Origin of the sequence: Mediterranea massiliensis (genome assembly GCF_900128475.1) — a bacterium.
Classification (GTDB): Bacteria; Bacteroidota; Bacteroidia; order Bacteroidales; family Bacteroidaceae; genus Bacteroides; species Bacteroides massiliensis_E.
Genome location: NZ_LT635838.1, coordinates 67,635 through 93,604, shown reverse-complemented (window position 1 = coordinate 93,604; position 25,970 = coordinate 67,635). Strand labels below are relative to the sequence as shown.

At 48.9% G+C, this 25,970-nt stretch carries 25 protein-coding genes and 2 pseudogenes; 17 read left to right on the top strand and 10 right to left on the bottom strand.

Annotated elements, in window-relative coordinates:
* Positions 1-22: 22 nt before the first annotated feature.
* The 5 genes and pseudogenes from BQ7483_RS10420 to BQ7483_RS10405 all read right to left on the bottom strand — a co-directional run bounded on the left by BQ7483_RS10420 (position 23) and on the right by BQ7483_RS10405 (position 6,045).
* Positions 23-2,032 carry a transketolase family protein gene (locus tag BQ7483_RS10420; protein WP_022019539.1) on the bottom strand — a complete coding sequence of 670 codons (2,010 nt, stop codon included), beginning with the start codon at positions 2,030-2,032 and terminating at the stop codon, positions 23-25.
* A gap of 180 nt (positions 2,033-2,212) precedes the next feature.
* Positions 2,213-3,367 carry a galactokinase gene (gene galK, locus BQ7483_RS10415; protein WP_022020898.1) on the bottom strand — a complete coding sequence of 385 codons (1,155 nt, stop codon included), beginning with the start codon at positions 3,365-3,367 and terminating at the stop codon, positions 2,213-2,215.
* A gap of 47 nt (positions 3,368-3,414) precedes the next feature.
* Positions 3,415-3,705 (bottom strand): annotated as a pseudogene (locus tag BQ7483_RS18250) (MFS transporter); the annotation flags it as partial.
* A gap of 186 nt (positions 3,706-3,891) precedes the next feature.
* Positions 3,892-4,905, bottom strand: a pseudogene (locus BQ7483_RS10410) (MFS transporter); the annotation flags it as partial.
* A gap of 39 nt (positions 4,906-4,944) precedes the next feature.
* Entirely contained in the window at positions 4,945-6,045 is a 1,101-nt protein-coding gene (locus BQ7483_RS10405; RefSeq protein ID WP_072546220.1) for an aldose epimerase family protein, read from the bottom strand.
* 216 nt (positions 6,046-6,261) lie between these two features.
* On the opposite strand from BQ7483_RS10405, the gene BQ7483_RS10395 reads away from it, so the two are divergent.
* Entirely contained in the window at positions 6,262-7,233 is a 972-nt protein-coding gene (locus BQ7483_RS10395) for a type I phosphomannose isomerase catalytic subunit (protein WP_072545848.1), read from the top strand.
* Positions 7,234-7,317: 84 nt separating this feature from the next.
* Here BQ7483_RS10395 and BQ7483_RS10390 read toward each other — a convergent pair whose 3' ends face one another.
* From BQ7483_RS10390 to BQ7483_RS10380, 3 genes are read right to left on the bottom strand one after another with little or no spacing between them, the layout of a single operon-like run.
* Positions 7,318-7,569: a hypothetical protein gene (locus tag BQ7483_RS10390; protein WP_072545847.1), complete on the bottom strand. Its 252-nt coding sequence runs from the start codon at positions 7,567-7,569 to the stop codon at positions 7,318-7,320.
* Complete coding sequence (locus BQ7483_RS10385) at positions 7,559-7,939, bottom strand: hypothetical protein (RefSeq protein WP_072545846.1); 381 nt, start codon at positions 7,937-7,939, stop codon at positions 7,559-7,561. Before BQ7483_RS10385 ends, BQ7483_RS10390 begins: the two co-directional genes overlap by 11 nt.
* 30 nt (positions 7,940-7,969) lie before the next feature.
* Positions 7,970-8,179 carry a YtxH domain-containing protein gene (locus tag BQ7483_RS10380; protein ID WP_022020892.1) on the bottom strand — a complete coding sequence of 70 codons (210 nt, stop codon included), beginning with the start codon at positions 8,177-8,179 and terminating at the stop codon, positions 7,970-7,972.
* Between the two features lie 184 nt (positions 8,180-8,363).
* Here BQ7483_RS10380 and BQ7483_RS10375 point away from each other — a divergent pair, with 184 nt between their 5' ends.
* The 16 genes from BQ7483_RS10375 (at position 8,364) to rplT (ending at position 23,695) form a co-directional block, all read left to right on the top strand.
* Entirely contained in the window at positions 8,364-8,780 is a 417-nt protein-coding gene (locus BQ7483_RS10375) for a lipocalin-like domain-containing protein (RefSeq protein WP_083535707.1), read from the top strand.
* A 34-nt stretch (positions 8,781-8,814) separates the two neighbouring features.
* Complete coding sequence (locus BQ7483_RS10370) at positions 8,815-9,315, top strand: SPOR domain-containing protein (RefSeq protein WP_022020890.1); 501 nt, start codon at positions 8,815-8,817, stop codon at positions 9,313-9,315.
* A 173-nt stretch (positions 9,316-9,488) separates the two neighbouring features.
* Positions 9,489-10,304, top strand: a complete 816-nt coding sequence (gene cysQ, locus BQ7483_RS10365) for a 3'(2'),5'-bisphosphate nucleotidase CysQ (protein ID WP_072545845.1) — start codon at positions 9,489-9,491, stop codon at positions 10,302-10,304.
* A gap of 19 nt (positions 10,305-10,323) precedes the next feature.
* Positions 10,324-11,880: an SLC13 family permease gene (locus BQ7483_RS10360; protein ID WP_022020888.1), complete on the top strand. Its 1,557-nt coding sequence runs from the start codon at positions 10,324-10,326 to the stop codon at positions 11,878-11,880.
* A 28-nt stretch (positions 11,881-11,908) separates the two neighbouring features.
* On the top strand, positions 11,909-12,511 hold the full coding sequence (gene cysC / locus BQ7483_RS10355) for an adenylyl-sulfate kinase (protein ID WP_022020887.1): 603 nt from the start codon (positions 11,909-11,911) through the stop codon (positions 12,509-12,511).
* A 17-nt stretch (positions 12,512-12,528) separates the two neighbouring features.
* Positions 12,529-13,440: a sulfate adenylyltransferase subunit CysD gene (gene cysD / locus BQ7483_RS10350; protein WP_022020886.1), complete on the top strand. Its 912-nt coding sequence runs from the start codon at positions 12,529-12,531 to the stop codon at positions 13,438-13,440.
* A 72-nt stretch (positions 13,441-13,512) separates the two neighbouring features.
* A complete protein-coding gene (gene cysN / locus BQ7483_RS10345; protein ID WP_407657216.1) occupies positions 13,513-14,958 on the top strand; it encodes a sulfate adenylyltransferase subunit CysN in 1,446 nt (481 codons plus the stop codon).
* Between the two features lie 129 nt (positions 14,959-15,087).
* Positions 15,088-16,194: a sulfotransferase family protein gene (locus BQ7483_RS10340; RefSeq protein WP_022020884.1), complete on the top strand. Its 1,107-nt coding sequence runs from the start codon at positions 15,088-15,090 to the stop codon at positions 16,192-16,194.
* A gap of 36 nt (positions 16,195-16,230) precedes the next feature.
* A complete protein-coding gene (locus tag BQ7483_RS10335) occupies positions 16,231-17,181 on the top strand; it encodes a PCMD domain-containing protein (protein ID WP_407657213.1) in 951 nt (316 codons plus the stop codon).
* A 42-nt stretch (positions 17,182-17,223) separates the two neighbouring features.
* A complete protein-coding gene (gene ruvX, locus BQ7483_RS10330) occupies positions 17,224-17,643 on the top strand; it encodes a Holliday junction resolvase RuvX (RefSeq protein WP_072545842.1) in 420 nt (139 codons plus the stop codon).
* Between the two features lie 35 nt (positions 17,644-17,678).
* Positions 17,679-18,239 carry a peptide deformylase gene (gene def, locus BQ7483_RS10325; RefSeq protein ID WP_022020881.1) on the top strand — a complete coding sequence of 187 codons (561 nt, stop codon included), beginning with the start codon at positions 17,679-17,681 and terminating at the stop codon, positions 18,237-18,239.
* Between the two features lie 24 nt (positions 18,240-18,263).
* Positions 18,264-20,300: a tetratricopeptide repeat protein gene (locus BQ7483_RS10320; RefSeq protein ID WP_072545841.1), complete on the top strand. Its 2,037-nt coding sequence runs from the start codon at positions 18,264-18,266 to the stop codon at positions 20,298-20,300.
* Positions 20,301-20,375: 75 nt separating this feature from the next.
* Positions 20,376-22,316 carry a threonine--tRNA ligase gene (thrS, locus tag BQ7483_RS10315; RefSeq protein WP_072545840.1) on the top strand — a complete coding sequence of 647 codons (1,941 nt, stop codon included), beginning with the start codon at positions 20,376-20,378 and terminating at the stop codon, positions 22,314-22,316.
* A 59-nt stretch (positions 22,317-22,375) separates the two neighbouring features.
* Complete coding sequence (gene infC, locus BQ7483_RS10310; protein ID WP_072545839.1) at positions 22,376-22,990, top strand: translation initiation factor IF-3; 615 nt, start codon at positions 22,376-22,378, stop codon at positions 22,988-22,990.
* Positions 22,991-23,044: 54 nt separating this feature from the next.
* The gene (gene rpmI / locus BQ7483_RS10305) at positions 23,045-23,242 is read left to right on the top strand and encodes a 50S ribosomal protein L35 (RefSeq protein ID WP_022020877.1); all 198 of its coding nucleotides are present in this window, start codon (positions 23,045-23,047) and stop codon (positions 23,240-23,242) included.
* A 102-nt stretch (positions 23,243-23,344) separates the two neighbouring features.
* The gene (rplT, locus tag BQ7483_RS10300) at positions 23,345-23,695 is read left to right on the top strand and encodes a 50S ribosomal protein L20 (protein ID WP_022020876.1); all 351 of its coding nucleotides are present in this window, start codon (positions 23,345-23,347) and stop codon (positions 23,693-23,695) included.
* A gap of 349 nt (positions 23,696-24,044) precedes the next feature.
* Here rplT and BQ7483_RS10295 read toward each other — a convergent pair whose 3' ends face one another.
* Both BQ7483_RS10295 and BQ7483_RS10290 read right to left on the bottom strand, forming a co-directional pair.
* The gene (locus BQ7483_RS10295) at positions 24,045-25,352 is read right to left on the bottom strand and encodes a phenylacetate--CoA ligase family protein (RefSeq protein ID WP_072545838.1); all 1,308 of its coding nucleotides are present in this window, start codon (positions 25,350-25,352) and stop codon (positions 24,045-24,047) included.
* A 31-nt stretch (positions 25,353-25,383) separates the two neighbouring features.
* Positions 25,384-25,965, bottom strand: coding sequence for an indolepyruvate oxidoreductase subunit beta (locus tag BQ7483_RS10290; protein ID WP_072545837.1), 582 nt, complete (start codon positions 25,963-25,965; stop codon positions 25,384-25,386).
* Positions 25,966-25,970 lie beyond the last annotated feature (5 nt).

Here is a 25,970-nt window from a genome sequence, read left to right as displayed (position 1 = left end):
TGCTATTCTCCCGCTGAATAAATCAAATCATATCCTTTACCTGTCTGTATACGTTTTCTGCGGTAAATCCTAATTTCTCATCAAGGACTTTATAAGGAGCAGAGAAACCGAAGGAAGGGAGACCCCATACTTTGCCGTTAGAGCCTACCAGACCTTCCAAGGTCACAGGAAGGCCGGCTGTGAGGCCAAACACTTTGGAACCTGTGGGAATGATGCTTTCTTGATATTCCTTGGACTGGCTGCGGAAAAGGCCTTCAGAAGGTGCCGACACAATGCGTACCCGGATACCGTCTTTACGGAGTAACTCGGCACCGGCCACGAGAGTGGAAACTTCGGAACCGGAAGCTACAAGTATTACATCCGGTTTGTCTTCGGAACCGGCTACAATATATGCTCCACGAGTTGCCTGCGCATAATCGTTGCCTGCCGGCAAGTTGGTAATATTCTGGCGGGAGAAAATGAGGGCTGTAGGAGTCGTTGTATTTTCCATCGCCAGACGCCATGCTACGGTCGTTTCTTCTACGTCGGCAGGGCGGAGTACCAACATGGAGTTGTGGCCTTTATGGTTTTGCAGTTTTTCCATGAGGCGTATCTGGGCTTCTTGTTCAACCGGCTCGTGAGTAGGACCGTCTTCGCCAACGCGGAAAGCATCGTGTGTCCAGATGAACTTGACAGGAACTTCCATCAAAGCTGCCATACGGACAGCCGGTTTCATATAATCGGAGAATACAAAGAAGGTTCCACAGGCCGGAATTACACCACCATGCAGAGCCATGCCGATGCAGCAACAGGCCATGGTCAGTTCAGAAACGCCTGCCTGGAAGAAAGCTCCGCTGAAATCGCCCTTCTGGAAGGCATGGGTCTTCTTCAGGAATCCATCCGTCTTGTCCGAATTGGAAAGGTCGGCCGATGCTACAACCATATTCTCCACTTGGGTGGCAAGTGCTCCGAGTACGGTGGCCGATGCGGCACGAGTTGCGGCGTCCGGCTTTTGCACAATGGCTTCCCAATCTACTTGTGGGGCTTTTCCGGAGAAGAAATATTCAAGTTTGGCAGCCAGTTCAGGATGAGCTTGGGCCCACTCCGCTTTTTGTGTGTATCGCTCGGCTACAATCTTGCGCAGTTCTTCAGCTCTTTTGGCATATAGCTCTGCTACTTCGGGGAAGATGACGAATGGATTTTCCGGATCTCCTCCCAAGTTTTTGATGGTATTGACGTAAGCCTCGCCGCCAAGAGGGGCACCATGGGTAGCGCAATTTGCCTCGTAGCTGCTGCCGTCAGCTTTGCGTGCTCCCTTGCCCATGATGGTATGACCGATGATAAGCGTGGGGCGTTCTGTCTCAGCTTTGGCTTCGTTGAGTGCCCGACGTATTTCATCGGGATTGTTGCCATCGATGAGAATGACCTTCCATCCCCAAGCCTCATACTTCTTTGCTGTATCTTCTGAAGTGACAACTTTGGTTTCGGTAGAAAGCTGGATGTCGTTGGCATCATAGAACATAATGAGATTGTCGAGGCCTAGAGTACCGGCTATGCGGCCACTACCTTGTGAAATTTCTTCTTGAATGCCACCGTCTGAAATGTAGGCATATATGGTTTGGTTCATGATTTCCCCAAAGCGCGCTTTCAGGAATTTAGCAGCAATGGCAGCGCCTACGGCAAAGGTATGCCCTTGTCCCAAGGGACCGGATGTATTTTCAATACCACGCATAATGTCGCGTTCGGGATGTCCGGGGGTTGGACTTCCCCATTGGCGGAATTCCTTCAGTTCATCTATCGTGAACTTGCCTGTCAGAGCCAGCTGTGAATAGAGCATGGGTGACATGTGCCCCGGGTCAAGGAAGAAACGGTCGCGTCCTTCCCATGCCGGATTCTCGGGATCGTATATCAGAAACTCGGAAAACAGTACATTTACAAAGTCTGCACCGCCCATTGCACCACCGGGATGGCCGGACTTGGCTTTTTCAACCATGGAGGCGGCAAGGATACGGATGTTGTCTGCCGCGCGATTCATTAGCTTGTTGTCGTTCATGTTTTAACGGTTTAAAAGATTAGCTTTTTTTCGTACGGACAAAGATAGGCTTTTATGCGTGAATATCCATCGTTCTTGCCTGCCTTTTTTACCATCAAGGGGGCAAATGTAAAAAATCCCTTCCTCCAAGCAGTGTTGGAGGAAGGGATTGCTTTTATGTGCGATGAAATTTCAGAAGTTTTATTCCAGTCGGCGAGCACCGTCTCCGATTACTACATCGTAAATCTTGGGACTTCTGCCGAACTTGTTCTTGAAATCTTCTTTGGCTTTCTCTACAAAGGTACTGTAGAGTTCGTCTTTTACCAGATTGATGGTACATCCGCCAAAACCGCCACCCATTACACGGGAACCTGTGACTCCGCAATCGAAAGCAAGGTCGTTCAGGAAGTCCAGCTCTTCGCAGCTTACTTCATAAAGCTTGCTCATTCCGTGATGTGTTTCATACATCTTTTGGCCCACTGTTTCATAATCGTTCCTTTCCAATGCATCGCAGACGTCAAGTACACGTTGGATTTCTTCGATAACGTACTCGGCACACTTGTAGTCTTCTTCTGTGATGTCAGCTTTGACTGCATTCAGCATTTCCATGTTACAATCGCGCAGATATTCAACATGCGGATGATTCTTCTGAACGGCAGCAACCACATTTTCGCAGCTTTGGCGGCGTTTGTTGTAGGCGGAAGAAGCCAGCTCATGTTTTACAACAGAATCAACTAACACGAGGCGATAGCCTTTCGGATCGAATGGGAAGTATTGGTATTCCAAGGAACGGCAGTCCAGACGGATGAGGCTTCCTTTCTTTCCAAATACAGAAGCGAATTGGTCCATGATACCGCAGTTGACACCGCAATAGTTATGTTCTGTAGCCTGGCCAACTTTGGCAAGCTCAAACTTGTCAATCTTGTTGTCTCCAAAGAGATCGTTCAACGCATAAGCATACGTACTTTCCAATGCTGCGGATGAAGACATGCCGGCACCCAATGGAACGTCGCCTGCGAAAGCGGTATTGAAGCCTTTTACATCTACGCCGCGCTTAATCATCTCACGGCATACACCGAAGATATATCTTGCCCAGCTGGCGCGGGGAGCGTCTTCTTCATTGAGACCAAACTCTACATAATCTTTCAGGTCAATGGAGTAAGCCTTCACAATGTTGGTGCCGTTCGGCTTGATTTCGGCAATCATGCCTTTGTCGATGGCACCGGGAAATACAAAGCCGCCGTTATAATCGGTGTGTTCGCCGATCAGATTAATGCGACCCGGAGAAGCGTAAACTGCTCCTGTTGTTCCATCAAAATGCTTGATGAAACGGCTTCTTACGTATTCTATATCCATAATACTGATATTTTTAAGGTGAATAATTATAATTACCTATATATGTTTCATTCTACAGGGATGTCCTTGTTGACGTTCTTGCAACCTGCTATACCGTAGTAGAGCAGGTAGGCCAGGCCGGCAATGATGAGCCAGTAGCTTGCCATGTAGCCAACACCGTCGGCTATGGCGTTCTGGATGAGCGGCAGAATACCTCCACCTACTACCATCATCATAAAGATGCCTGATGCTTGGGCGGTGTATTTGCCCAGTCCTTCAACAGCCAAATTGAAGATACCACCCCACATGACCGATGTGCACAATCCGCACAATACTAGCAGGAATGCGCTCAGAGGAACTTTGGGGGTAGCCAGTGAACCTACCATCTCTTCGGGGGCCATAGCGGCTTCTTCCTTCAACGCTCCGGCGTACGGAGTGAGGTCAACAGAAGTTGGGTTGGCGATGAAGGCCGATATCTGTTCGGCAGGAACACCTGCGTTGGTCAGTATTTCCGTGGTCTTGGCTACGGGGTCATAAACAATTTTGGGAACATTGACACCTACGTTTTTGGGCAAGAACATGGCGATGACGATGAGTACGATAGCCGTGGCCGATACAGCAATCAGCTGGGAGCGGGTGGCTACCTTACCACTGATGGCGCTACTGGCCGAACGTCCGACAAGCATCAGCAACCAGTAGATGGCCGCAATGGCTCCACCGATAGCGGCACCGTTGATGAGAATTCCGGCTCCTTTGCTCGAAGCATCGGCCAGATAGAAGTTGAGTGTGCCGGGGATACCAATCTCGATACCTACATAGATGAAGATGCCGATAACACCCAGCACTGTATGCCGGAAGCTCCAAGGACTATATTCGAATTTTTCCTTCTTTGCGCCTCCTTTTCTGAGATGAGGTTCGGGTATGGATACAAACGAAATGATGATAAAGGCTGCTACAAATACGGCCATGGCGATGAACAACAGCGGCGTAACATCGGACATGGCAGTTTTTTCAGTGACGGTACCAATCAATGCTCCAACAAAAAGGGGAGTCAAAGTACCTGACAGAGAATTGAGTGCACCACCTGTTTGAATCAGCTGATTACCCTTGTTGCCACCACCGCCGAGGAGGTTAAGCATGGGGTTTACTACAGTGTTCAGCATACATACACAGAAACCGCAGATGAAAGCTCCCAACAGGTAGATGATGAAGTTCAGCTGGATGGTATATTCGCCCATGGTGAAAACTCCGACACCTGCGCCAAACAGGCTGGAGAGATATTGGATGAACAGGCCGATAAAGCCCACTGCCATTGCGATGAGGGCCGTTTTCTTATAGCCGATTTTTACAAGCATGTTGCCGGCAGGGATTCCCATAAACAGATAGGCCAGGAAGTTCATCATATTACCCATCATACCCAGGGTATTGGCACCGGCATATTCATTTTTCCAGATAGTACCAAACGGAGCAGCCAGATTGGTCACGAAAGAGATCATCGCAAACAGAAAGAACATCGTAATGATTGCGATGAGATTACCGTTCTTTTTTTGTTGTGTCATGGTTTTTCTTTAGTTTTAAAAGTGTTTATAAAGAGTTTATTATTTATCTTCGATTCCAAATTTATAGATGGTTATTTGCTGATATTCGTCTCCAGGCAGGAGAATGGCTGAAGGAAAATGCGGCTTGTTGGGGGTGTCGGGGAAGCATTGAGCTTCGAAACATACCGCGCTTCTGGCAGGGAATGTTGCTCCATGAGCTCCTTCAAACCCATTAAGCCAGTTTCCTGTATACAATTGCACTCCGTTTTCAGTAGTATATACTTCCATTTGGCGTCCGCTTTCCGGATCTGTACAAGTGGCGGCCAGACTCAGTTCGCCCGCTTCGTTTTTATTGAGTACGTAGCAATGGTCATAACCGGCTCCATTGATTAGTTGTTGGAATGGCTCGTCAATGCGTTCGCCGATTGTATGCGGGGTGCGGAAATCCATCGGCGTACCTTCCACCTTTAATATTTCGCCTGTAGGAATGGAAACGTCGTCAATCGGAACATAAAAATCTGCATTGATGGTCACTGATTGATTAAGGACGGTCGGAGTAGGATTGGCTATTCCTGTCAAGTTAAAGAATCCGTGATTCGTCAAGTTTACAATGGTAGCCTTGTCTGTCGTGGCTCGATATTCGATAACCAAAGCATTGATCTCTTCTTCAAGACGATAAGTCATCTCTACTTCCAGTTTGCCGGGGAAACCTTCTTCGCCGTCGGCTGAGGTGTAGTTGAAGATGATGGTTGCCGGGTTGGGTTGGGTTGCATCCCATACTCTGGTATGAAATCCGGTAGGACCACCATGCAGAGAGTTGGGACCGTTGTTGATGGAAAGTTGGTGCTCTTCACCATACAAGGTAAAATGTCCTTTGGCAATTCGGTTTCCGTATCGTCCAATCGTAGTGTTGAGGAAAGGCTCCGGGCTGTTGATTACATGATCGATGCTGTCATGCCCTAAAATTACATTGGCATATTGGCCTTTCTTGTCGGGAACCATAATAGAAAGGATGGCACATCCATAATTGGTAACGGCCACTTCCATACCTTGCTTGTTCTTCAGGAAGTATAGGTCTGTCTGCTTGTTGTTTACTTCTTTTTGAAAGTTTTTCCTTTCAAGACCGGAAAGGTTGCTTTCGTAAATATTAGACGTTGTCATATCCATGGTATTCATTAAATTTCTTGCAAATAAACAGAAATTCTTTTGTTCTCCCAAGTAATAACAAATAATTTTTGTATGTTTGTCACCATAAAAATGGCTTTGACTGGAGTCGCATGCCCTGATGCGGGGAAAATAGCTTGTGTTTGGGTGGATGTCAGGCTCTTGTTGATTGATAATAATATGAAAAACTTTTTAAACATAATAATTTAATAAATGTATCCTTTGAAATTTGAGCCTGTTCTGAAGCAGACGCTTTGGGGGGGCGACAAGATTATTCCTTTCAAACATTTGAATGAAAATTTGCCCAACGTGGGAGAGAGTTGGGAAGTGTCTGCCGTAGAGGGTAGCGAGTCGGTTGTGGCCAATGGTGCCGATAAGGGACTCACTTTGCCCGAAGTGGTTCGCAGGTATCGTGAGGAATTGGTTGGTGAGGGCAATTATGCCCGTTTTGGTAATAAATTCCCTTTGTTGGTTAAGTTTATTGATGCTCGGCAGAAGTTGTCCATTCAGGTTCACCCGGGTGACGAACTGGCTAAAAAACGGCATAACAGTTTTGGTAAAAATGAAATGTGGTATGTGGTTTCTGCTGATGAAGGAGCTACGCTGATTTCAGGTTTTTCTCGCCAGATTACGCCGAAGGAGTATAAAGAGCGGGTGCATAACGGTACTTTTGATGAAGTACTTCAGACGTGTGCCATCCGGCCGGGGGATGTTTTCTATGTGCCGGCAGGTCGTGTGCATGGAATTGGTGCCGGTGCATTCGTTGTCGAGGTGCAGCAGTCTTCTGACGTCACTTATCGTATTTATGATTATAATAGAAGAGATAAGGACGGGAAGTTGCGCGAACTGCATGTCAGTCAGGCGCTGGATGCCATTAACTTCGCTGATGTGCAAGACGATTTTCGAACAGAGTATGAAGCTGTCCCCAATGAACCGGTTGAAATATTGACCACTCCCTATTTTTCGGTTTCTTTGTATGATATGACGGAGGATATTACCTGCGACTATTCGGAGCTCGATTCTTTTGTTATATTCGTTTGTGTGGAGGGAGCTTGTCGTATGGTAGACGATGTGCAGAATGAAATTACTTTATGTGCGGGCGAAACGGTTTTGTTCCCTGCTACGACTCAGTCGGTTCATATCATTCCAGATGGAAAAGTAAAATTGTTGGAAGCTTATGTCTGACCGATATATAGGTTGCATAAAAGTGGGCACTGCTCTTCCTTTGGAGGGCGGTGCCTTTTTGTTTTGCCTATAATGGTAGAAAATTTATTTTCTGAATGCTTTTCGAAACTTCTTGATAAGCCGTATGCCAAGCATAAGGCCGTCAAAAGCGGCCATTCCTGTATGGAAAGCTCTCGTTATAGCGCTGCTTTTACTGGCGGCAGGAGCAAGCGGCGCAAACAATTTGCGTGTAGTGGCATTCAGGGTCTTCCGTTGTTGCCGTACGTCCTCCAATGCTTTTTCCTTCAAAACACGGATTTCGTCCAATGTGCTGGGGAGATTGCTTTTAGGATTCATGCTTTTCTTCTTTTGACGGTTCCTGAATGAATAGGCTGGCAATGAATTTGGCCATCGGATTGATAATAAGTTTCTTGCGGAAAGTGATAACTGCAATAATCAGCAGTATGATGACGGTGGTTATCAGTGCAAAGCTCGCCATGATACTCCCAAAAACAGGGGCCAGCCAATAAGCAAATGTAAAGGACATATAAAACAGAGCCACCATGCTCAAAATAATGACTATCAATACCAAAATTAGGGTAGAAAGCAGCACGGTCAATTTTTCTGCAATCTCCAGTTGGGTGTACTTTTTCTGAAGGGACAGATATTTTTTGACTTCAATAAACAGCTGCTGGATCGTTTCTATATTTTGATCATTGGAAAACATGGTGGTTCTGCTTTAATTCCTGATTGGGGCTCATTCAGCATCTTCATTTTTGATTTCTGCTGCAATTTCGTCTACCAGATTTTCCATCTCGTTGCGGTTCAGACGGATACCTTTCTTGCGCAGGATGTCTGCGATTTTGGCACGGGTGTCTTCTCCCTTTTCGGGGGCAAACAATATGCCCAACGTTGCGCCTACGGCAGCTCCGCCTAAGAAAGCGGCTAAAACATTTAATCCTTTCATAATATTTATTTTTTAATGGTTTATCTGCAAATCTACAAATATCCTTTTATTTCTTCACTATATTTTGTCGGGAAATATGGGCTTGTTCAGATATATGTTGCTTGTTTTAAATATATTTAACGGCAGAGGGGCGTGTCAGATAACTGCTTCGCTGTACTTTTGTCGTTCAAATATAAAGATAAGTATGAAAAAGCTGAAAACTGGTATAAAAGCGGCATCTGTAGCAATGTGGATGCTCTGCTGCGTTTCTTGTATGAATGGGGGAGATTCTCCATGGGTAGGGAAGTGGCAGTTGCGTGAGTATCAGTATCCTAATGGATCTACGGCAAAGGTCGACAGTGTGTTCTATGGTTTTCAGAAGGGTTCATTCCTTACTTATTATATGGGAACGGATGGTAATTATCGTTCCATGTATGGTTATTATGAGGAAGGGAACGATGAAATTACTATCAATCTTTGGCAACCGTCTGTAGGGGATGCAACCTACCAGAAATGGTTCGGATGGGAAAACAATTCGCGTACTTTCAAGGTGGAAGAACTGACATCGAAGAGAATCCGGTTGAACTATCATGATACGATATACGTTTTCCGTAATTATTAATATGCAACAATAAACTTTTAAAATGATAATGAAAATGAAAAAAATGGCAGTATTGGGAGTGAGTGTTTGTGTAGCACTGGCATTCTCTTCTTGTAAGTCAAGTGAAAGTGCGTATAAAAAAGCGTATGAAAATGCAAAGAAGCAGGAATTGGCTGAAACGGCCCCACAGGAAACTGCTCCGGTCGAAGAGGCTGCTCCAGTAGTTAGTGCTCCGGTAGAGGCTCCTAAGGTGGTAGAAAGTACTGGAGTACGTCAGGAAAAAGTTTCCGTCGTATCTGGTTCCGAGCTGAAAGATTTCAATGTCGTAGCTGGCAGTTTTTCTGTAAAGGCCAATGCTGAAAGTCTGAAGGATTTCTTGGATAAAGAAGGATATAATGCGACGGTTGCATTCAATGCTGATATCGCCATGTATCGTGTGATTGTGGCCACTTATCACGATAGAGCTTCGGCTGCAGATGCCCGTGATGCTTTCAAGGCTAAATATCCCAATCGGAAGGATTTCCAGGGTGCGTGGTTGCTGTATCGCCTCAATTGAAAAAGACGAGCAATGGTGTCATTCATAAAAAAAGAAGGCGGTGACTTCAAGGTCACTGCCTTTTTTAGTGCTTTCTGATAGGTGAATAACACTTAAAATAAGTTATAAAATAAAGAAGAAAAACTTTTGCCAAGGGAAAAGTTTCTAATTTTACGCCTTATTTTGAGAAAGGTATGGAGCAACGATATATATTAAAAGCTATTGATGCAGCTTTGGCGGCAGGAGAAAACATTTTGTCCATTTACAACGATCCTGCATCTGACTTTCAGATAGAAAGGAAAGCAGACAATTCTCCTTTGACCATTGCCGACAGGGCGGCACACGAAACCATCAGCCGCCTGCTGGCTGATACGCCTTTCCCGCTGTTGAGCGAGGAGGGGAAAGCTATCCCGTTTGCCGAGCGCAAGACGTGGAATGACTTGTGGATAGTGGATCCGCTGGATGGTACCAAGGAATTTATCAAGCGAAATGGAGAGTTTACCGTCAACATTGCTTGGGTGCAGAAGGGAGTGCCACGGATGGGGGTGATTTATGTGCCGGTGAAGCGGGTGCTGTATGTCGGCATCGAAGGCATCGGAGCCTATCGGCTGTCCGATGTGACTTCGCGCAACGGAGCTTCGCTGGAGGAACTGACGGCGCGGGCAGTCAGGCTGCCGATGGAGGCGGAACATGATCGGTTCGTGATTGTGGCTTCGCGTTCGCACTCGACTCCCGAGACCGAGAAATATATCGAGGAGGCCCGGGCTTCGCATCGGGCCGTTGAGCTGATATCGAGCGGCAGCTCCATCAAAATTTGTCTGGTGGCCGAAGGAACGGCGGACGTGTATCCCCGTTTTGCTCCGACCATGGAGTGGGACACGGCGGCCGGACATGCCATTGCGCGTGCTGCCGGACGGGAGGTGTATCGGGCCGGTACCGACACTCCGCTGGAATATAATAAGGAAGATTTGCTGAACCCGTGGTTCATCGTTGAGCCGAAGCGGTTGTGAATGATAAAACGATAGAGTGATGACGTTTGAAATCGTATTCGTACTGTTAGGGCTGGCAGGCATGGTGACCGCACTGGTGCTGGACAAGATGCGTCCGGGCATGGTGTTGCTGTCGGTGGTGGTCCTGTTTCTCTGTGCCGGCATTCTGACTCCCAAGGAGATGCTCGAAGGTTTCAGTAACAAGGGTATGATTACGGTGGCCATGCTTTACCTGGTGAGCGAGGGCATCCGGCAATCGGGGGCATTAGGTCAGTTGATCAAGAAATTATTACCCCAGAAGAAAACAACGGTTTTTAAGGCCCAGCTCCGCATGTTGCCTACAATCTCTTTCATATCCGCCTTTCTGAACAATACGCCGGTAGTGGTTATTTTTGCTCCCATCATTAAGCGGTGGGCCGATTCGGTGAAGCTGCCTGCCACAAAATTTCTGATACCTTTGTCATATGTCACGATTTTGGGAGGTATCTGTACACTGATTGGTACGTCGACCAATCTGGTAGTGCACGGCATGATTCTGGAAGCCGGTTACGAAGGATTTACGATGTTCGAACTGGGTAAGGTGGGCATCTTTATTGCCGTTGCGGGCATTCTTTACCTGTTTGCTTTCTCGTCGAAACTTTTGCCCGACGTGCGCAAAGATTCGGCCGAGGTGGAAGAGGAGCTGGAAGAGCAGAAAGGAAACCTGCATCGGGTAGAAGCGGTTCTGGGCCCGCGTTTCCCTGGTATCAACAAACGGCTGAAGGACTTCAACTTCAAACGCCATTACGGGGCGGAGGTAAAGGAAATCAAGCGTGGTGGCCAGAGCATCACGGAGAACTTGGAAAACAGATACCTGCGCGAGGGAGATACGTTGGTGGTAATGGCCGATGATTCGTTCATCCAGACGTGGGGCGAGTCTTCGGTCTTCGTCATGATAGCCAACGGCAAAGACAACGAGCCGGTTCCCGGACGGGGCAAACGCTGGCTGGCGCTGGCTTTGTTGGTGCTGATGATTGTGGGGGCCACGGTCGGGGAGCTGCCTTTCGTCAAGGAGGCCGTGCCCGACATGCAGCTGGACATGTTTTTCTTTGTCTCGATTACGACCATCATCATGGCGTGGACAAAGATATTTCCGCCGCGCAAATACACCAAATATATCTCTTGGGACGTGCTGATTACGATTGCCTGTGCCTTTGCCATCAGCAAGGCGATGGTCAATTCGGGTGTGGCCGACCTGGTGGCCAGGTACATCATCGGCCTGAGCGACCATTATGGGCCTCACGTGCTGCTGGCGGCTGTATTCATCATCACCAACCTGTTTACAGAGCTGATTACCAACAATGCGGCGGCGGCGTTGGCTTTCCCGCTGGCGCTGTCTATCTCGACACAGCTGGGGGTGAGTCCTGTGCCGTTTTTTGTGGTCATCTGCATGGCGGCCTCGGCCAGTTTTTCCACGCCCATCGGCTATCAGACGAACCTGATTGTGCAAGGTATCGGTAACTATAAGTTTACGGACTTTGTGCGTATTGGATTGCCGCTGAACATCATCACCTTTCTGATATCCGTCTTTCTGATACCAGTAATCTGGCCTTTTTAAATGTATAAAATATATAAGAATAAGCAATATGGAAAATAACAACATATATCCGATATTCGACCGAATGATGACGCGGGCCGACAAGGAAAACTTGCTGGGGCAGCACAGCGTCATGGTGTGGTTTACGGGGCTGAGCGGATCGGGCAAAAGTACCGTTGCCATTGCGCTGGAGCGCGAGCTGCATCAGCGGGGCATTTTGTGCCGCATTCTGGACGGTGACAATATCCGTAGCGGCATCAACAACAACCTGGGCTTTTCAGAGGCCGACCGGGTGGAGAACATCCGTCGTATTGCCGAAGTGGCCAAACTTTTTGTCGATACGGGCATCGTGACCATTGCCGCCTTTATCAGCCCCAGCAACGACATCCGCGAGATGGCGGCCGATATCATCGGGAAGGATGATTTTGTGGAAGTTTACGTCAGTACCCCTATCGAGGAATGTGAACGACGGGACGTAAAGGGACTTTATGCCAAGGCGCGTCGAGGGGAAATCAAGAACTTTACGGGCATCTCGGCACCTTTCGAAGCACCCGAACACCCGTCTCTGACGCTTGACACGTCGGTGCTTTCGCTGGAAGACTCCGTTCACAGGTTGTTGGAGCTCATATTACCTAGAATTCAGAAAAAATAAGATAGAAAGAGAAAAAGATGAAAGAAGAGTATAAGCTTAGTCATTTGAAGGAACTCGAAGCCGAGTCCATCCACATCATCCGTGAGGTGGCGGCCGAGTTCGAGAATCCGGTGATGCTCTATAGTATCGGCAAGGATTCGTCTGTGATGGTGCGTCTGGCCGAGAAGGCCTTCTATCCGGGCAAGGTGCCTTTCCCACTGATGCACATCGACTCCAAGTGGAAGTTCAAGGAAATGATTCAGTTCCGCGACGAATATGCTAAGAAATATGGCTGGAACCTGATTGTGGAAAGCAATATGGAAGCCTTTAAGGCAGGGGTAGGCCCCTTTACGCATGGCAGTAAGGTGCACACCGACCTGATGAAGACGCAGGCCCTGCTGCATGCCCTCGACAAATACAAGTTTGACGCAGCCTTTGGCGGAGCCCGTCGTGATGAGGAGAAGTCGCGTGCGAAGGAACGTATCTTCTCTTTCCGCAACGAGTTTCACCAGTGGGATCCCAAGAACCAGCGCCCGGAACTTTGGGACATCTACAATGCCCGTATCCGTAAGGGAGAAAGCATTCGTGTATTCCCGCTGAGCAACTGGACGGAGCTGGACATCTGGCAATACATCCGCCTGGAGAAGATTCCCATCGTGCCGTTGTATTTCGCCAAAATGCGACCGGTGGTCAACATCGACGGACAGCTGATTATGCCCGATGACGACCGTCTGCCGGAGAAGTATCGTGACAAGATTGAAATGAAGAAAATCCGTTTTCGTACACTGGGGTGCTGGCCGCTGACCGGTGCCATCGAAAGCGAAGCCGACACCATCGAAAAGATTGTGGAGGAAATGATGACCACGACCAAGAGTGAACGTACGACCCGTGTCATCGACTTCGACCAGGAGGCCAGTATGGAGGAAAAGAAACGTGAAGGATATTTTTAATTACGCAACGACATGGAACATTTAGATAAAAGCAAGTCGGGAAATCCGATGGAGGGAGAGACCAGAGGCAAGATGTCCATCGAAGAGTTCCTGAAGAAAGACGAACAGAAGGACCTGCTCCGTTTCCTGACCGCAGGTTCAGTAGACGACGGAAAATCCACCCTGATCGGGCGTCTGCTTTTCGACAGTAAGAAATTGTATGAAGACCAGCTCGATGCCCTGGAGCGCGACAGCAAGCGCATGGGAAATGCGGGTGAGCGCATCGACTATGCCCTGTTGCTCGACGGACTGAAGGCCGAACGCGAGCAGGGCATTACCATCGACGTGGCTTACCGCTATTTCTCGACCAACAACCGCAAATTCATCATCGCCGATACTCCGGGGCATGAACAATATACCCGCAACATGATTACCGGCGGATCTACCGCCAATCTGGCTGTGATTCTGGTAGATGCCCGTACGGGTGTCATCACACAGACTCGTCGGCACACGTATCTGGTGTCCTTGTTGGGTATCAAGCACGTAGTACTGGCCGTCAACAAGATGGACCTGGTGAACTTCTCCAAGGAGGTGTTCGACAAGATTGTGTCCGATTATACCGCCTTCATCACTCCGCTGGGCGTGCCCGATGTGCAGTGCATCCCGCTCTCGGCTCTCGAAGGTGACAATGTGGTAGAGAAGTCCGACCGCACCCCGTGGTACCAAGGACCGGCTCTGCTGGAGTTTCTTGAAACCGTGCACATCGGCAACGACCATAATCTGAAGGATTTCCGTTACCCTGTACAGTACGTGCTCCGCCCGAACCTTGATTTCCGCGGCTTCTGTGGAAAGGTCGCTTCTGGTGTAATCCATAAGGGGGATGAAGTGGTGGCATTACCTTCTGGCAAACGTTCGCATGTGAAGAGCATCGTGACTTATGATGGTGAACTCGACTATGCCTTCCCGCCGATGTCTGTTACCCTGACCTTGGAAGATGAAATTGATGTGTCGCGCGGTGAAATGCTGGTACATCCCGACAACCTGCCGATGATTGGCCGTAACTTCGAAGCGATGCTGGTGTGGATGGACGAGGAGAAGATGGATATGGAAAAATCTTTCTTCCTCAAGCAGACCACCAATACCAGCCGTACGCGCATTGACAGTATCAAATATAAGGTGGATATCAACACGATGGAGCACCTGTCTGTAGAGAACGGACGCCTGGCAAAAGACGATGTCCCCATGCAGCTCAATCAAATCGCTCATGTGGTACTGAACTCTTCGAAGGAATTGTTCTTCGATCCTTATACGAAGAATAAGGCTACGGGCGCCTTCATCTTGATTGACCCCATCAGCAACAACACCAGTGCCGTGGGTATGATTATCAACCAGGTGGCCGACAAGGATATGCACAATCAGATGGAATTGCCTGTTCTCGACCTGCCGAAACTGGGCATTGCTCCTGAGCATTATGAAGCGGTAGAAAAAGTGGTTAAGGAACTCGAACGTCAGGGATTTGGCATTCGGATTGTAAAGTAAAAAAGACCTGGTAAGGAAAAAAGGATGCTTTGCCTTGGCGAAAACATTGTTTTCTTGTGGCGAAAAGATAGTTTTCTCTCAGGTGGAGCATCGTGAGTAAAAAATAGAGTGAATATTTGAGGAAATAATATGGGTTTATTAGAATTTAACAAGTTGCCTATCAATACTTTGGTGGGTGCCGACTGGAAAACCTTCAACCAGATAACTGCCGGGCGTACCATTGATCCTGCCTACAAAGGTAAATACCGCCTGACAAAGGCGGTGTGCCGACTGCTCTCGACACTGGTGCCGTTGCAGGACAGAAGATATGAGAAGTTGTTGGCTGACAAGCCGCTGGAGCACGATCCTGTGTTCATCCTGGGGCATTGGCGGAGCGGTACGACGTTTGTACACAACGTCTTTTCGTGCGACAAGCACTTCGGTTATAATACCACCTACCAGACCGTTTTCCCACACCTGATGATGTGGGGACAGCCTTTCTTCAAGAAGAACATGAGCTGGCTGATGCCCGACAAACGTCCGACGGACAACATGGAGCTGGCTGTTGACCTGCCTCAAGAGGAGGAGTTTGCGCTGGCCAACATGATGCCCTACACCTATTACAACTTCTGGTTCCTGCCCAAGTACATGCAGGAGTATGCCGACAAGTACCTGCTCTTCGATGATATTACGGACGAAGAACTGAACGTGTTTGAGGAAACGTTTGTGAAACTCATCAAGATTTCCTTGTGGAATACGCACGGCACCCAATTCCTCAGCAAGAATCCTCCCCACACGGGCCGTGTGAAGGAGCTGGTGAAGATGTTCCCCAACGCCAAGTTCATTTACCTGATGCGCAATCCCTATACGGTGTTCGAGAGTACGCGCAGCTTCTTTACCAACACCATCCAGCCGTTGAAACTTCAGGACATCAGCAACGAAGAACTGGAGAAGAACATCCTTTCCATCTACGCCAAGCTGTATCATAAGTACGAGGCGGATAAGAGTTGCATCCCTGTCGGCAATCTGATAGAAGTGAAGTTTGAGGATTTTGAGGCTGATGCCATGGGCATGACCGAACATATCTATCAGGCTTTGTCCCTCCCCGGCTTCAAGGAAGCCCGTACCGACATCGAGAAGTATGTGGGAGGCAAGAAGGGATACAAGAAGAACAAATATAAATACGATGACCGGACGGTGCATCTGGTGCAGGAGAACTGGGGCTTTGCCTTGGAACAGTGGAAGTATGAGTTGTAAACGGTAAATGGTAGAAAGATGATTCGCAGATTTTTTATGATATATATGCTGATGGGTATTGCCTTGCTTTGGGGCGGGATTGCCCAAGCTCAGCCTCGGGTAGAACCCATCGCTTTTGGTGATATGGACCAATGGGTGGACCGGCAAATCAAGGAGTCGGGCATCATTGGCGGTGCAACCAAGCATGTGTATGCCATCGGACCTACGAAGACGATTGTGGGCGACGAGCCGTATACCAATATGGGAGGATCGCCCTGGGCTACCTCGAACGTGATGGCCAAGGTGGCCGGCATTACGAAGACCAACACGTCTGTCTTTCCCGAAAAGAGGGGAGACGGGTATTGTGCCCGGCTCGATACCCGCATGGAGAGTGTCAAGGTGCTGGGACTGGTGAATATTACGGTGCTGGCTGCCGGCTCCATCTTTTTGGGCGATGTGCACGAACCGATTAAGGGAACGCAAAACCCGCAGAAGATGCTGAATTCGGGCATTCCTTTCACCAAGAAGCCGGTTGCCATCCAGTTCGACTACAAGGTCAAGATGTCCGATCGTGAGAAGCGTATCCGTGCTACAGGCTTCAGTCGCATCACGGATGTGGAAGGAAAAGACTTTCCTGCCGCCATTCTTCTGTTGCAGAAGCGCTGGGAAGACAAGGACGGCAACATCTATGCCAAGCGTGTGGGGACGATGGTGGTACGCTACTATACGACTACGCCTGATTGGAAAAACAATGCCACATACGACATCATGTATGGCGACATTACGGGTAACCCTAACTACAAGGCCCACATGATGCGCTTGCAGGTAGAGGAACGTTATGCCATGAACAGCAAGGGCGAGAGCGTACCCATCCACGAGGTGGCATGGGGAACGGAAGACGACGTGCCCACCCACATGGTGCTTCAGTTTACGTCCAGCCACGGGGGAGCCTATATCGGTTCGCCCGGCAACTCCCTTTGGATAGATAATGTGAAACTCGTTTATTGATTGTTTGGCAAAAGCAATTAAAGTTGTATTTTTGTGGCCGATATGGGAAGACTGCTGGCTATAGATTACGGAAAGAAGCGTACGGGGATTGCGGTAACCGACCCCTTGCAACTGATTGCGAACGGTCTGACGACGGTACCTACTCACGAACTGCTGGCTTTTATCTTGGACTATGTGGCCAGGGAGCCGGTCGAGCGCATCCTGGTGGGACTGCCCAAGCAGATGAACAACGAGGCTTCGGAGAACATGAAGCGCATCGAGCCCTTTGTCCGTTCGTTGCAGAAAAGATTGCCCGACATGCCGGTGGAGTATGTGGACGAACGTTTTACCTCCGTCTTGGCTCATCGGACCATGTTGGAAGCTGGATTGAAAAGAAAGGACCGGCAGAACAAGGCGCTGGTCGATGAAATCAGTGCCACCATCATTTTGCAGAGCTATCTGGAGAACCGAAGTTTTAGATAATATAGAGAACAAAACCAACTGAAAGGAAACAAAATATGATTTTACCGATTTATACGTATGGACAACCTGTCCTGAGAAAGGTGTCCGAAGATATCACTCCCGATTATCCTGAATTGAAACAGCTGATTGCGGACATGTTCGAAACGATGGACCATGCAGACGGAGTGGGATTGGCCGCTCCGCAGATTGGACTGCCTATCCGAGTGGTTGTGATCAATCTGGATGTCCTGTCTGACGACCTGCCTGAGTTTAAGGGTTTCCGCAAGGCCTACATCAACGCCCATATCGAAGAAGTGTCCGGAGAGGAGGTCTCGATGGAAGAGGGATGCTTGAGCCTGCCGGGTATTCATGAGAGTGTAAAGCGTGGCAACAAGATTCGTGTGAAATACATGGATGAGAACTTCCAGGAGCACGACGAAGTGGTAGAGGGTTATCTGGCCCGTGTCATGCAGCACGAGTTCGACCACCTGGAAGGAAAGATGTTCATCGACCACCTGTCGGCCCTGCGCAAGCAGATGATCAAGGGCAAACTCAATGCCATGCTGAAGGGGAAGGCACATTGCACGTACAAGGTCAAGACGGTGAGGGTAAAATAAAAACGATGTGATAGGGGTAGAATAATGATCAAGAAACTGCTGATAGCCATACTGCTCTTTCCGGCCTGTCTGTGTGCCCAGATCAATACGGAGCGGGTAATGATGATTGCTCGGAATGCTCTGTATTTCGAAGATTATGTGCTTTCCATCCAGTACTTCAATCAGGTGATCAGTGCCAAGCCTTACTTGTTTGAACCATACTTCTACCGTGGCTTGGCCAAAATCAACCTGGACGACTATCAGGGGGCGGAAGCCGATTGCGATGAGGCTATCCGCCGCAATCCGTTTGTGGTCGGTGCTTATCAAGTGAGAGGCTTGGCCCGTATTCGTCAGAACAATTTCGACGGAGCAATTGAAGACTATCGGATGGCGTTGAAATACGATCCCGAGAATTTGGTGCTATGGCATAATCTGACCCTTTGTCACATGCAGAAGGAAGACTATACGGCCGCCAAAGACGATCTGGAGAAGCTGCTGGCCATTTCGCCCCGCTACACGCGCGCCTATCTGATGCGTGGAGAGGTTAACCTGAAGCAAAACGATACCATCAGTGCCCTGCGCGATTTTGACAAGGCCATCGAACTGGACCGCTATGATGCCGATGCGTGGAGTGCTCGTGCGATGGTCAAACTTCAGCAGAAAGAGTATAAGAGCGCGGAGGACGATCTGGATCGTGCCATCCGCTTGAGTGTCAAGAATGCCGGCAATTACATCAACCGTGCCTTGGCCCGTTTCCATCAGAACAATCTGAGGGGAGCCATGCAGGACTATGACTTGGCCTTGGATATTGACCCCAATAACTTTATCGGGCACTACAACCGTGGTTTGCTTCGGGCCCAGGTGGGCGATGACAACCGCGCCATCGAAGACTTCGACTTTGTCTTGCAAATGGAGCCGGACAACATGATGGCCACTTTCAACCGTGGCTTGTTGCGCGCCCAGACGGGAGATTATCGGGGAGCCATCGACGATTATTCGAAGGTGATAGCTGAATATCCCAACTTCCTGACCGGGTATCATTACCGGGCAGAAGCCCGTCGGAAAATAGGAGACCGCAAGGGAGCCGAACAGGATGAATTCAAACTGATGCAAGCCCAGCTGGACCGCTTGAACGGCAAGCAGGGAAGCGATAAGAAGGACATGGCCGAAGCCGACGGCCAAGGGAATGACGGCGAAAAGACCCGCAAGAAGTCGGACAAGAACATGGAAAACTATCGGAAGATTGTGATTGCCGACGACTCGGAATCTACCCAGCGTTACACCAGCGATTACCGTGGACGTGTGCAGGATCGAAATGTGGTGGTCAAGCTGGAGCCCATGTATGCGCTGACTTATTATGAGAAAATTAGTGAAATCAAGAAAACGGTCCACTTCTATAAGGCAATCGATGAGTTGAATCTGTCGAAAAAGTTGCCAAAGCCGTTGCACATCACCAACATGGAGGCTCCGCTGACCGAGGAACAGGTGAAGTATCATTTTGCCTTGATCGATTCCCATACGTCGGATATCGTGGCCGATCCGCAGAATGCCCTGAAGCGCTTTTCGCGTGGCATGGATTTCTATCTGGTACAGGATTTTGATAGTTCGATCGCCGACTTTACGAAGAGTATCCTGTTGGACGGTAATTTCTTCCCAGCCTATTTCATGCGTGCCCTGGTCCGCTTCAAGCAGCTGGAGTACAAGAAGGCCGAGGCCTTGTCCGACACCAATTCGTCGTCGGCAGGCGATGGAAAACAGGAGAAGGGCGTGACGGGCGTCGATTACGAAGTGGTCAAGAAAGACCTGGACAAGGTGATTGAGCTGGCTCCCGACTTTGTGTACGGCTACTACGACCGTGGCAATGTCTTTTCGGCCTTGAAAGACTATCGTTCGGCGTTGGAAGACTATAACAAGGTGATCGAAATGGATCCGGAGTTTGCTGAAGCTTATTTCAACCGTGGGTTGACCCAGATCTTCCTGGGTAATAACAAACAGGGAATCATGGACTTGAGTAAGGCGGGCGAACTGGGTATCGTGTCTGCCTACAACATCATCAAACGCTTTACCGATACCCGCGAATAACATTTTTTGTGAAATGAGTGGTTATCAAAAAATAAATCTCTATTTTTGCGTGCAGAATTTGAAATACCTGACATTATGATAAAGATAACATTTCCAGACGGCTCCGTTCGTGAATACAACGAAGGAGTAACAGGACTGCAGATTGCAGAAAGTATAAGCGCAAGACTAGCTCAAGAAGTGTTGGCTTGCGGTGTGAACGGTGAAACGTATGATTTGGGTCGTCCTATCCAGAACGACGCTGAGTTTGTACTTTATAAATGGGAAGACGAGCAGGGCAAGCATGCTTTCTGGCATACCAGTGCCCACTTGTTGGCCGAAGCCCTGCAGGAGCTTTATCCCGGCATCCAGTTCGGTATCGGTCCGGCTATCGAAAACGGATTCTATTATGATGTCGATCCGGGTGAAACTCCCATCAAGGAGTCCGATCTTCCTACTATCGAACAGAAAATGGCCGAACTGGTTGCCAAGAAAGAAGCCGTGGTTCGTCGGGATATCTCCAAAGCCGATGCTTTGAAGATGTTTGGTGACCGGGGCGAAACCTATAAGTGCGAACTTATTTCGGAATTGGAAGACGGCCATATTACGACCTATACACAAGGTGCTTTCACAGACTTGTGCCGCGGTCCTCACTTAATGACAACCGCTCCCATCAAGGCAATCAAGCTGACTTCGGTGGCCGGTGCCTACTGGCGCGGACAAGAAGACCGCAAGATGATGACCCGTATCTATGGCATCACTTTCCCGAAGAAGAAAATGCTCGACGAGTATCTGGTGATGCTGGAAGAGGCCAAGAAACGCGACCATCGCAAGATTGGTAAGGAAATGGACCTGTTCATGTTCTCGGATACCGTGGGCAAGGGCTTGCCCATGTGGTTGCCGAAAGGAACGGCACTGCGCATCCGTCTGCAGGACTTCCTGCGTCGCATCCAGGCCCGTTACGACTATCAGGAAGTGATGTGTCCGCCCATCGGAAACAAACTGCTCTACATTACATCCGGGCACTATGCGAAGTATGGCAAGGACTCTTTCCAACCCATTCACACACCGGAGGAAGGAGAGGAATACTTCCTGAAACCCATGAACTGCCCGCACCACTGCATGATATACAAGAACTCGCCCCGCTCGTACAAGGACCTGCCTTTGCGTCTGGCCGAGTTTGGTACCGTATGCCGTTACGAACAGAGCGGAGAGTTGCATGGACTGACCCGTGTTCGTAGCTTTACGCAGGATGATGCCCATATCTTCTGTCGTCCCGACCAGGTAAAGGATGAATTCCTGCGCGTGATGGACATCATTTCCATCGTATTCAAGTCGATGGATTTCGAGAACTTCGAAGCACAGATTTCGTTGCGCGACAAGGAGAACCGTGACAAATACATCGGTAGCGATGAAAACTGGGAAAAGGCCGAACGTGCCATCATCGAGGCTTGCGAAGAGAAAGGATTGAAAGCGAAGGTAGAATATGGCGAAGCCGCTTTCTATGGCCCGAAGTTGGACTTTATGGTGAAGGATGCCATCGGACGTCGCTGGCAGCTGGGTACCATCCAGGTGGACTATAACTTGCCCGAACGCTTCCAGCTGGAATATACCGGTGCCGACAACCAGAAGCATCGTCCGGTCATGATTCATCGTGCACCGTTCGGCTCTATGGAACGTTTTGTGGCTGTGCTCATCGAACATACAGCCGGTAAGTTCCCCTTGTGGCTGACTCCCGACCAGGTAGCTATCCTGCCTATCAGCGAGAAGTTCAACGACTATGCCAACGAAGTGCGTCTGATCTTGAAGAAATACGATATCCGTGCGCTGGTCGACGAACGAAACGAGAAAATCGGGCGTAAGATCCGCGACAACGAGATGAAGCGCATTCCTTACATGCTGGTAGTCGGCGAGAAAGAAGCCGAGAACGGCGAAGTTTCTGTGCGTAAGCAAGGTGAAGGCGATCAGGGAACCGTGAAAGTTGAAGATTTCGCTAAAAAAATTAGTGAAGAAGTTCAGAATATGATAAATAAGTGGTAAATTTGCGGCCAATTTAGTAGTAACGAATAAAAAACAAAAAGAGGTAGTAACATTATTGAATGAAGAATGACAGCTTAAAAGGGCAACACCGAATCAATGAACAGATTCGTGCCAAAGAAGTCCGTATTGTGGGCGACGAAGTGGAAAGCAAAGTGTATCCCATCGGTCAGGCCTTGCGACTGGCTGAGGAACATGAAGCGGACCTGGTAGAGATTTCTCCCAATGCACAACCCCCTGTTTGTCGTATTATCGATTACTCTAAATTCCTTTACCAACTGAAGAAACGTCAGAAGGAACAGAAGGCCAAGCAGGTGAAGGTCAACGTGAAAGAAATCCGTTTCGGACCTCAAACCGATGATCATGACTACAACTTCAAGTTGAAGCATGCCAAAGGTTTCCTGGAAGACGGTGACAAGGTAAAAGCATACGTTTTCTTTAAAGGACGTTCCATCTTGTTCAAAGAGCAGGGCGAAGTATTGCTGCTCCGTTTTGCTAACGATTTGGAAGACTATGCCAAGGTAGACCAGATGCCTGTTCTCGAAGGGAAACGCATGACCATCCAGCTTTCGCCTAAGAAACCAGGAGCTCCCAAGAAAGCTGCTGCTCCTAAAGCTGAAGCCGCTGCAGCGCCGAAAGAGAAGGAAGCTGCCACAGAAAATGAAAATAATGAGTAACGCCGCAGGTATAGTGCGTTGCCATCTAATTTTAATAATTTAAAAATAAGTAAGATGCCAAAGATCAAGACTAACTCCGGTTCAAAAAAGAGATTTACTCTTACCGGAACGGGTAAAATCAAAAGAAAGCATGCTTTTCACAGTCACATCCTGACTAAGAAAACTAAAAAGCAAAAAAGAAACTTATGCTACTCTACATTGGTAGACATTACGAATGTGAGCCAGGTGAAGGAGCTTTTGGCTATGAAGTAATCAGAGAAAGCTGCTAAAGAAATTAAAGTTATTAACCGAATGCATTAGCTTGAAGTCCGTTGCGTGGAGCAATGGCGCTAACATTCAAAAACAGAAAAAACTATGCCAAGATCAGTAAATCATGTTGCTTCTAAAGCAAGAAGAAAGAAAATTTTGAAGTTGACCAGAGGTTACTTTGGTGCAAGAAAGAACGTTTGGACCGTTGCCAAGAATACTTGGGAGAAGGGTTTGACGTATGCGTTCCGTGACCGTAAGGCCAAAAAGAGAAACTTCCGTGCTCTGTGGATTCAGCGTATCAACGCTGCTGCCCGTCTGGAAGGTTTGTCTTATTCGAAGCTGATGGGTGCTCTGCACAAAGCCGGAATCGAAATCAACCGCAAGGTGTTGGCCGATTTGGCTGTAAATCACCCGGAAGCATTCAAGGCTATCGTTGCTAAGGCTAAAGCAGCATAAGCTATCCTGAATAGCTGAAGATTAAAGGAAAGTGTCGGGACTTTTATAAGTTTCCGACACTTTTTTTGTGTTTTGCTTGTTTCTTTCAGATAAACTTCTTACCTTTGTTATAGAAAAAATAGCCGCATTGATTGGATCGGGAAACTCATCAAATTATAAGAAATACCGAGACAAGTTTCGCTTCTCAATGGCGGGCCACGCCCTTCGGGGTAACCTTTGAGTCGGTGGATTACAAAGAGGACGAGCACTCAAATCATGTCTATCGGAGTTTCATCACATCATCGGTGCGGCTTTCTATAAAAAAGAGGGATGGCTTTCAAGAACCATCCCTCTTTTCTTTCTCCTTCCCTTATCGGTTGTTGCGCAGGTCTTTGACCCGGACGGCTTTCCCTTCGCTTTGGGGAAGGGTGCCTTTCTTGACCAGCTTGACCTTGGGAGTCAGCAGAATCTCGTCTTTCAGCTGGCGGGTGATCTCCTTGCGTACCTTTTCCAGTTCGACATAGCTGTCGGTAGACAGGTCACTGAGCTCTACTTCTACAATCATTTCGTCCTGATTGTCGATGGTATCCAGCGTGATGAGGTAATTGCTGCCCAGTTGTGGGAACTGTACCAGTACCTTTTCAACCTGCATCGGGAAGATGTTTACACCCTTGATGATGAACATATCGTCGCTGCGGCCTTTGATGCGGTCGATGCGCAGGTGGGTACGTCCACAGGGACATTCTCCCGGAAGAATGCGGGTCAGGTCTCGGGTGCGGTAGCGTATCAATGGCATCATCTCGCGGTCAAGCGTGGTGAGCACCAGTTCGCCAATCTCACCATCGGGTACAGGTTCTCCCGTTTCCGGATTGATAATTTCTACCAGGTAACAGTCTTCCCAAAAGTGCATGCCATTTTGCTCCTGGCATTCAAATGCCACTCCCGGTCCGTTCATTTCTGTCATTCCGAAGCTGTTGTAGGCTTTTACGCCCAGCATACGCTCTATTTTTTTCCGCTGTTCGTCGGTGTGTGGCTCGGCTCCGATGACCAGGGTTTTCAGAGTGGTACTGGCCGGGTCTATCCCTTCCGATTGGAATACCTCTGCCAGGCGGATGGCATAACTGGGAATGGCGTGTAAGGCCGTTGTGTGGAAATCGGTAATAAACTTGATCTGGCGTTTGCTGTTGCCGGCTGCTGCCGGTACGGTCAGTGCTCCCAGTCGTTCGGCTCCATATTGAAATCCCAGTCCTCCGGTAAACATGCCATAGCCCGAACTGTTTTGGAATACGTCTGTTTTGCGGATGCCGACCATGTACAGGCAGCGGGCAACCAGATTGGCCCAAGAGTCCAGGTCGTGCTGTGAATGTACGATGACGGTCGGTGTGCCGGTGGTGCCGCTGGACGAGTGGATGCGCACTCCGTCTTCGCGCATGTTGCCGGCCACCAGTCCGAAGGGGTAGTTGGCGCGCATGTCGGCTTTGGTTGTGAAAGGTATTTTGCGGATGTCGTCCAGTGTCCGGATGCTGTCCGGTGTGATGCCATGCTCCTGAAACACTTTGTGGTAGAAAGGCGAGTGAGCTGCAATGCCGATGGTCTTTTTCAGTCTTTGCAACTGCAGCTCACGCAGCCTTTCGCGTGGCATGGTTTCGATCTCTTCTTCCCAGTATTTGCTATTCATGGTTGTGGTTGTATGATAGTTGTTGTATTTTTCAGATGTTCTTTTCGGCTATTTCCTTTCCGGCAGCCAGCGCTTTCAGGTTCAGAGCCACGATTTCTTCTCCCTTCCGTTGGAAAATTTCCCGGATGCTTTCCTGTACCGTTTCGTAACTGATGCCCAGTAGCGGAATGGTGGCACCTAGCAGAACAATGTTGGCTACGCGTGGTGAGCCGGTCTGTCTGGCCACTTCGTTGACGTTCAGCGTGATTTTGTGGGGCAGTTTGTCCAGCTCCGCCTGGATACTTTCCGTCGACGGATAATTGGGAATGTTGATGAACGGCGTCTCGTTGGTAATGAGCCAGCCTTCGGGGCTGAGGTAGGGCAGATAGCGCAGCGCCTCCATAGGTTCCAGCGAGAGGATGATGTCGCATTTTCCGGTTGGGATGAGGTCCGAAGCGATGGGGCGGTCGCTGATGCGCAGGTTCGACTGTACGTCGCCGCCGCGCTGGCTCATGCCGTGCACTTCGGCTTGCTTCATGTAAAGACCCGATTTCAGGGCGGCTTGTCCGATAACGGTGGCGATGGAGAGGATGCCTTGTCCTCCCACGCCCGACAATATGATATCTTTTTTCATGGCTG

Bases quoted from the DNA above. Each gene is read 5' to 3' on its own strand.
- BQ7483_RS10420 (WP_022019539.1), bottom strand. From the start codon at position 2,032: ATGAACGACAACAAGCTAATGAATCGCGCGGCAGACAACATCCGTATC.
- galK (WP_022020898.1), bottom strand. From the start codon at position 3,367: ATGGATATAGAATACGTAAGAAGCCGTTTCATCAAGCATTTTGATGGA.
- BQ7483_RS10405 (WP_072546220.1), bottom strand. From the start codon at position 6,045: ATGACAACGTCTAATATTTACGAAAGCAACCTTTCCGGTCTTGAAAGG.
- BQ7483_RS10395 (WP_072545848.1), top strand. From the start codon at position 6,262: ATGTATCCTTTGAAATTTGAGCCTGTTCTGAAGCAGACGCTTTGGGGG.
- BQ7483_RS10390 (WP_072545847.1), bottom strand. From the start codon at position 7,569: ATGAATCCTAAAAGCAATCTCCCCAGCACATTGGACGAAATCCGTGTT.
- BQ7483_RS10385 (WP_072545846.1), bottom strand. From the start codon at position 7,939: ATGTTTTCCAATGATCAAAATATAGAAACGATCCAGCAGCTGTTTATT.
- BQ7483_RS10380 (WP_022020892.1), bottom strand. From the start codon at position 8,179: ATGAAAGGATTAAATGTTTTAGCCGCTTTCTTAGGCGGAGCTGCCGTA.
- BQ7483_RS10375 (WP_083535707.1), top strand. From the start codon at position 8,364: ATGAAAAAGCTGAAAACTGGTATAAAAGCGGCATCTGTAGCAATGTGG.
- BQ7483_RS10370 (WP_022020890.1), top strand. From the start codon at position 8,815: ATGAAAAAAATGGCAGTATTGGGAGTGAGTGTTTGTGTAGCACTGGCA.
- cysQ (WP_072545845.1), top strand. From the start codon at position 9,489: ATGGAGCAACGATATATATTAAAAGCTATTGATGCAGCTTTGGCGGCA.
- BQ7483_RS10360 (WP_022020888.1), top strand. From the start codon at position 10,324: ATGACGTTTGAAATCGTATTCGTACTGTTAGGGCTGGCAGGCATGGTG.
- cysC (WP_022020887.1), top strand. From the start codon at position 11,909: ATGGAAAATAACAACATATATCCGATATTCGACCGAATGATGACGCGG.
- cysD (WP_022020886.1), top strand. From the start codon at position 12,529: ATGAAAGAAGAGTATAAGCTTAGTCATTTGAAGGAACTCGAAGCCGAG.
- cysN (WP_407657216.1), top strand. From the start codon at position 13,513: ATGTCCATCGAAGAGTTCCTGAAGAAAGACGAACAGAAGGACCTGCTC.
- BQ7483_RS10340 (WP_022020884.1), top strand. From the start codon at position 15,088: ATGGGTTTATTAGAATTTAACAAGTTGCCTATCAATACTTTGGTGGGT.
- BQ7483_RS10335 (WP_407657213.1), top strand. From the start codon at position 16,231: ATGATATATATGCTGATGGGTATTGCCTTGCTTTGGGGCGGGATTGCC.
- ruvX (WP_072545842.1), top strand. From the start codon at position 17,224: ATGGGAAGACTGCTGGCTATAGATTACGGAAAGAAGCGTACGGGGATT.
- def (WP_022020881.1), top strand. From the start codon at position 17,679: ATGATTTTACCGATTTATACGTATGGACAACCTGTCCTGAGAAAGGTG.
- BQ7483_RS10320 (WP_072545841.1), top strand. From the start codon at position 18,264: ATGATCAAGAAACTGCTGATAGCCATACTGCTCTTTCCGGCCTGTCTG.
- thrS (WP_072545840.1), top strand. From the start codon at position 20,376: ATGATAAAGATAACATTTCCAGACGGCTCCGTTCGTGAATACAACGAA.
- infC (WP_072545839.1), top strand. From the start codon at position 22,376: ATGAAGAATGACAGCTTAAAAGGGCAACACCGAATCAATGAACAGATT.
- rpmI (WP_022020877.1), top strand. From the start codon at position 23,045: ATGCCAAAGATCAAGACTAACTCCGGTTCAAAAAAGAGATTTACTCTT.
- rplT (WP_022020876.1), top strand. From the start codon at position 23,345: ATGCCAAGATCAGTAAATCATGTTGCTTCTAAAGCAAGAAGAAAGAAA.
- BQ7483_RS10295 (WP_072545838.1), bottom strand. From the start codon at position 25,352: ATGAATAGCAAATACTGGGAAGAAGAGATCGAAACCATGCCACGCGAA.
- BQ7483_RS10290 (WP_072545837.1), bottom strand. From the start codon at position 25,965: ATGAAAAAAGATATCATATTGTCGGGCGTGGGAGGACAAGGCATCCTC.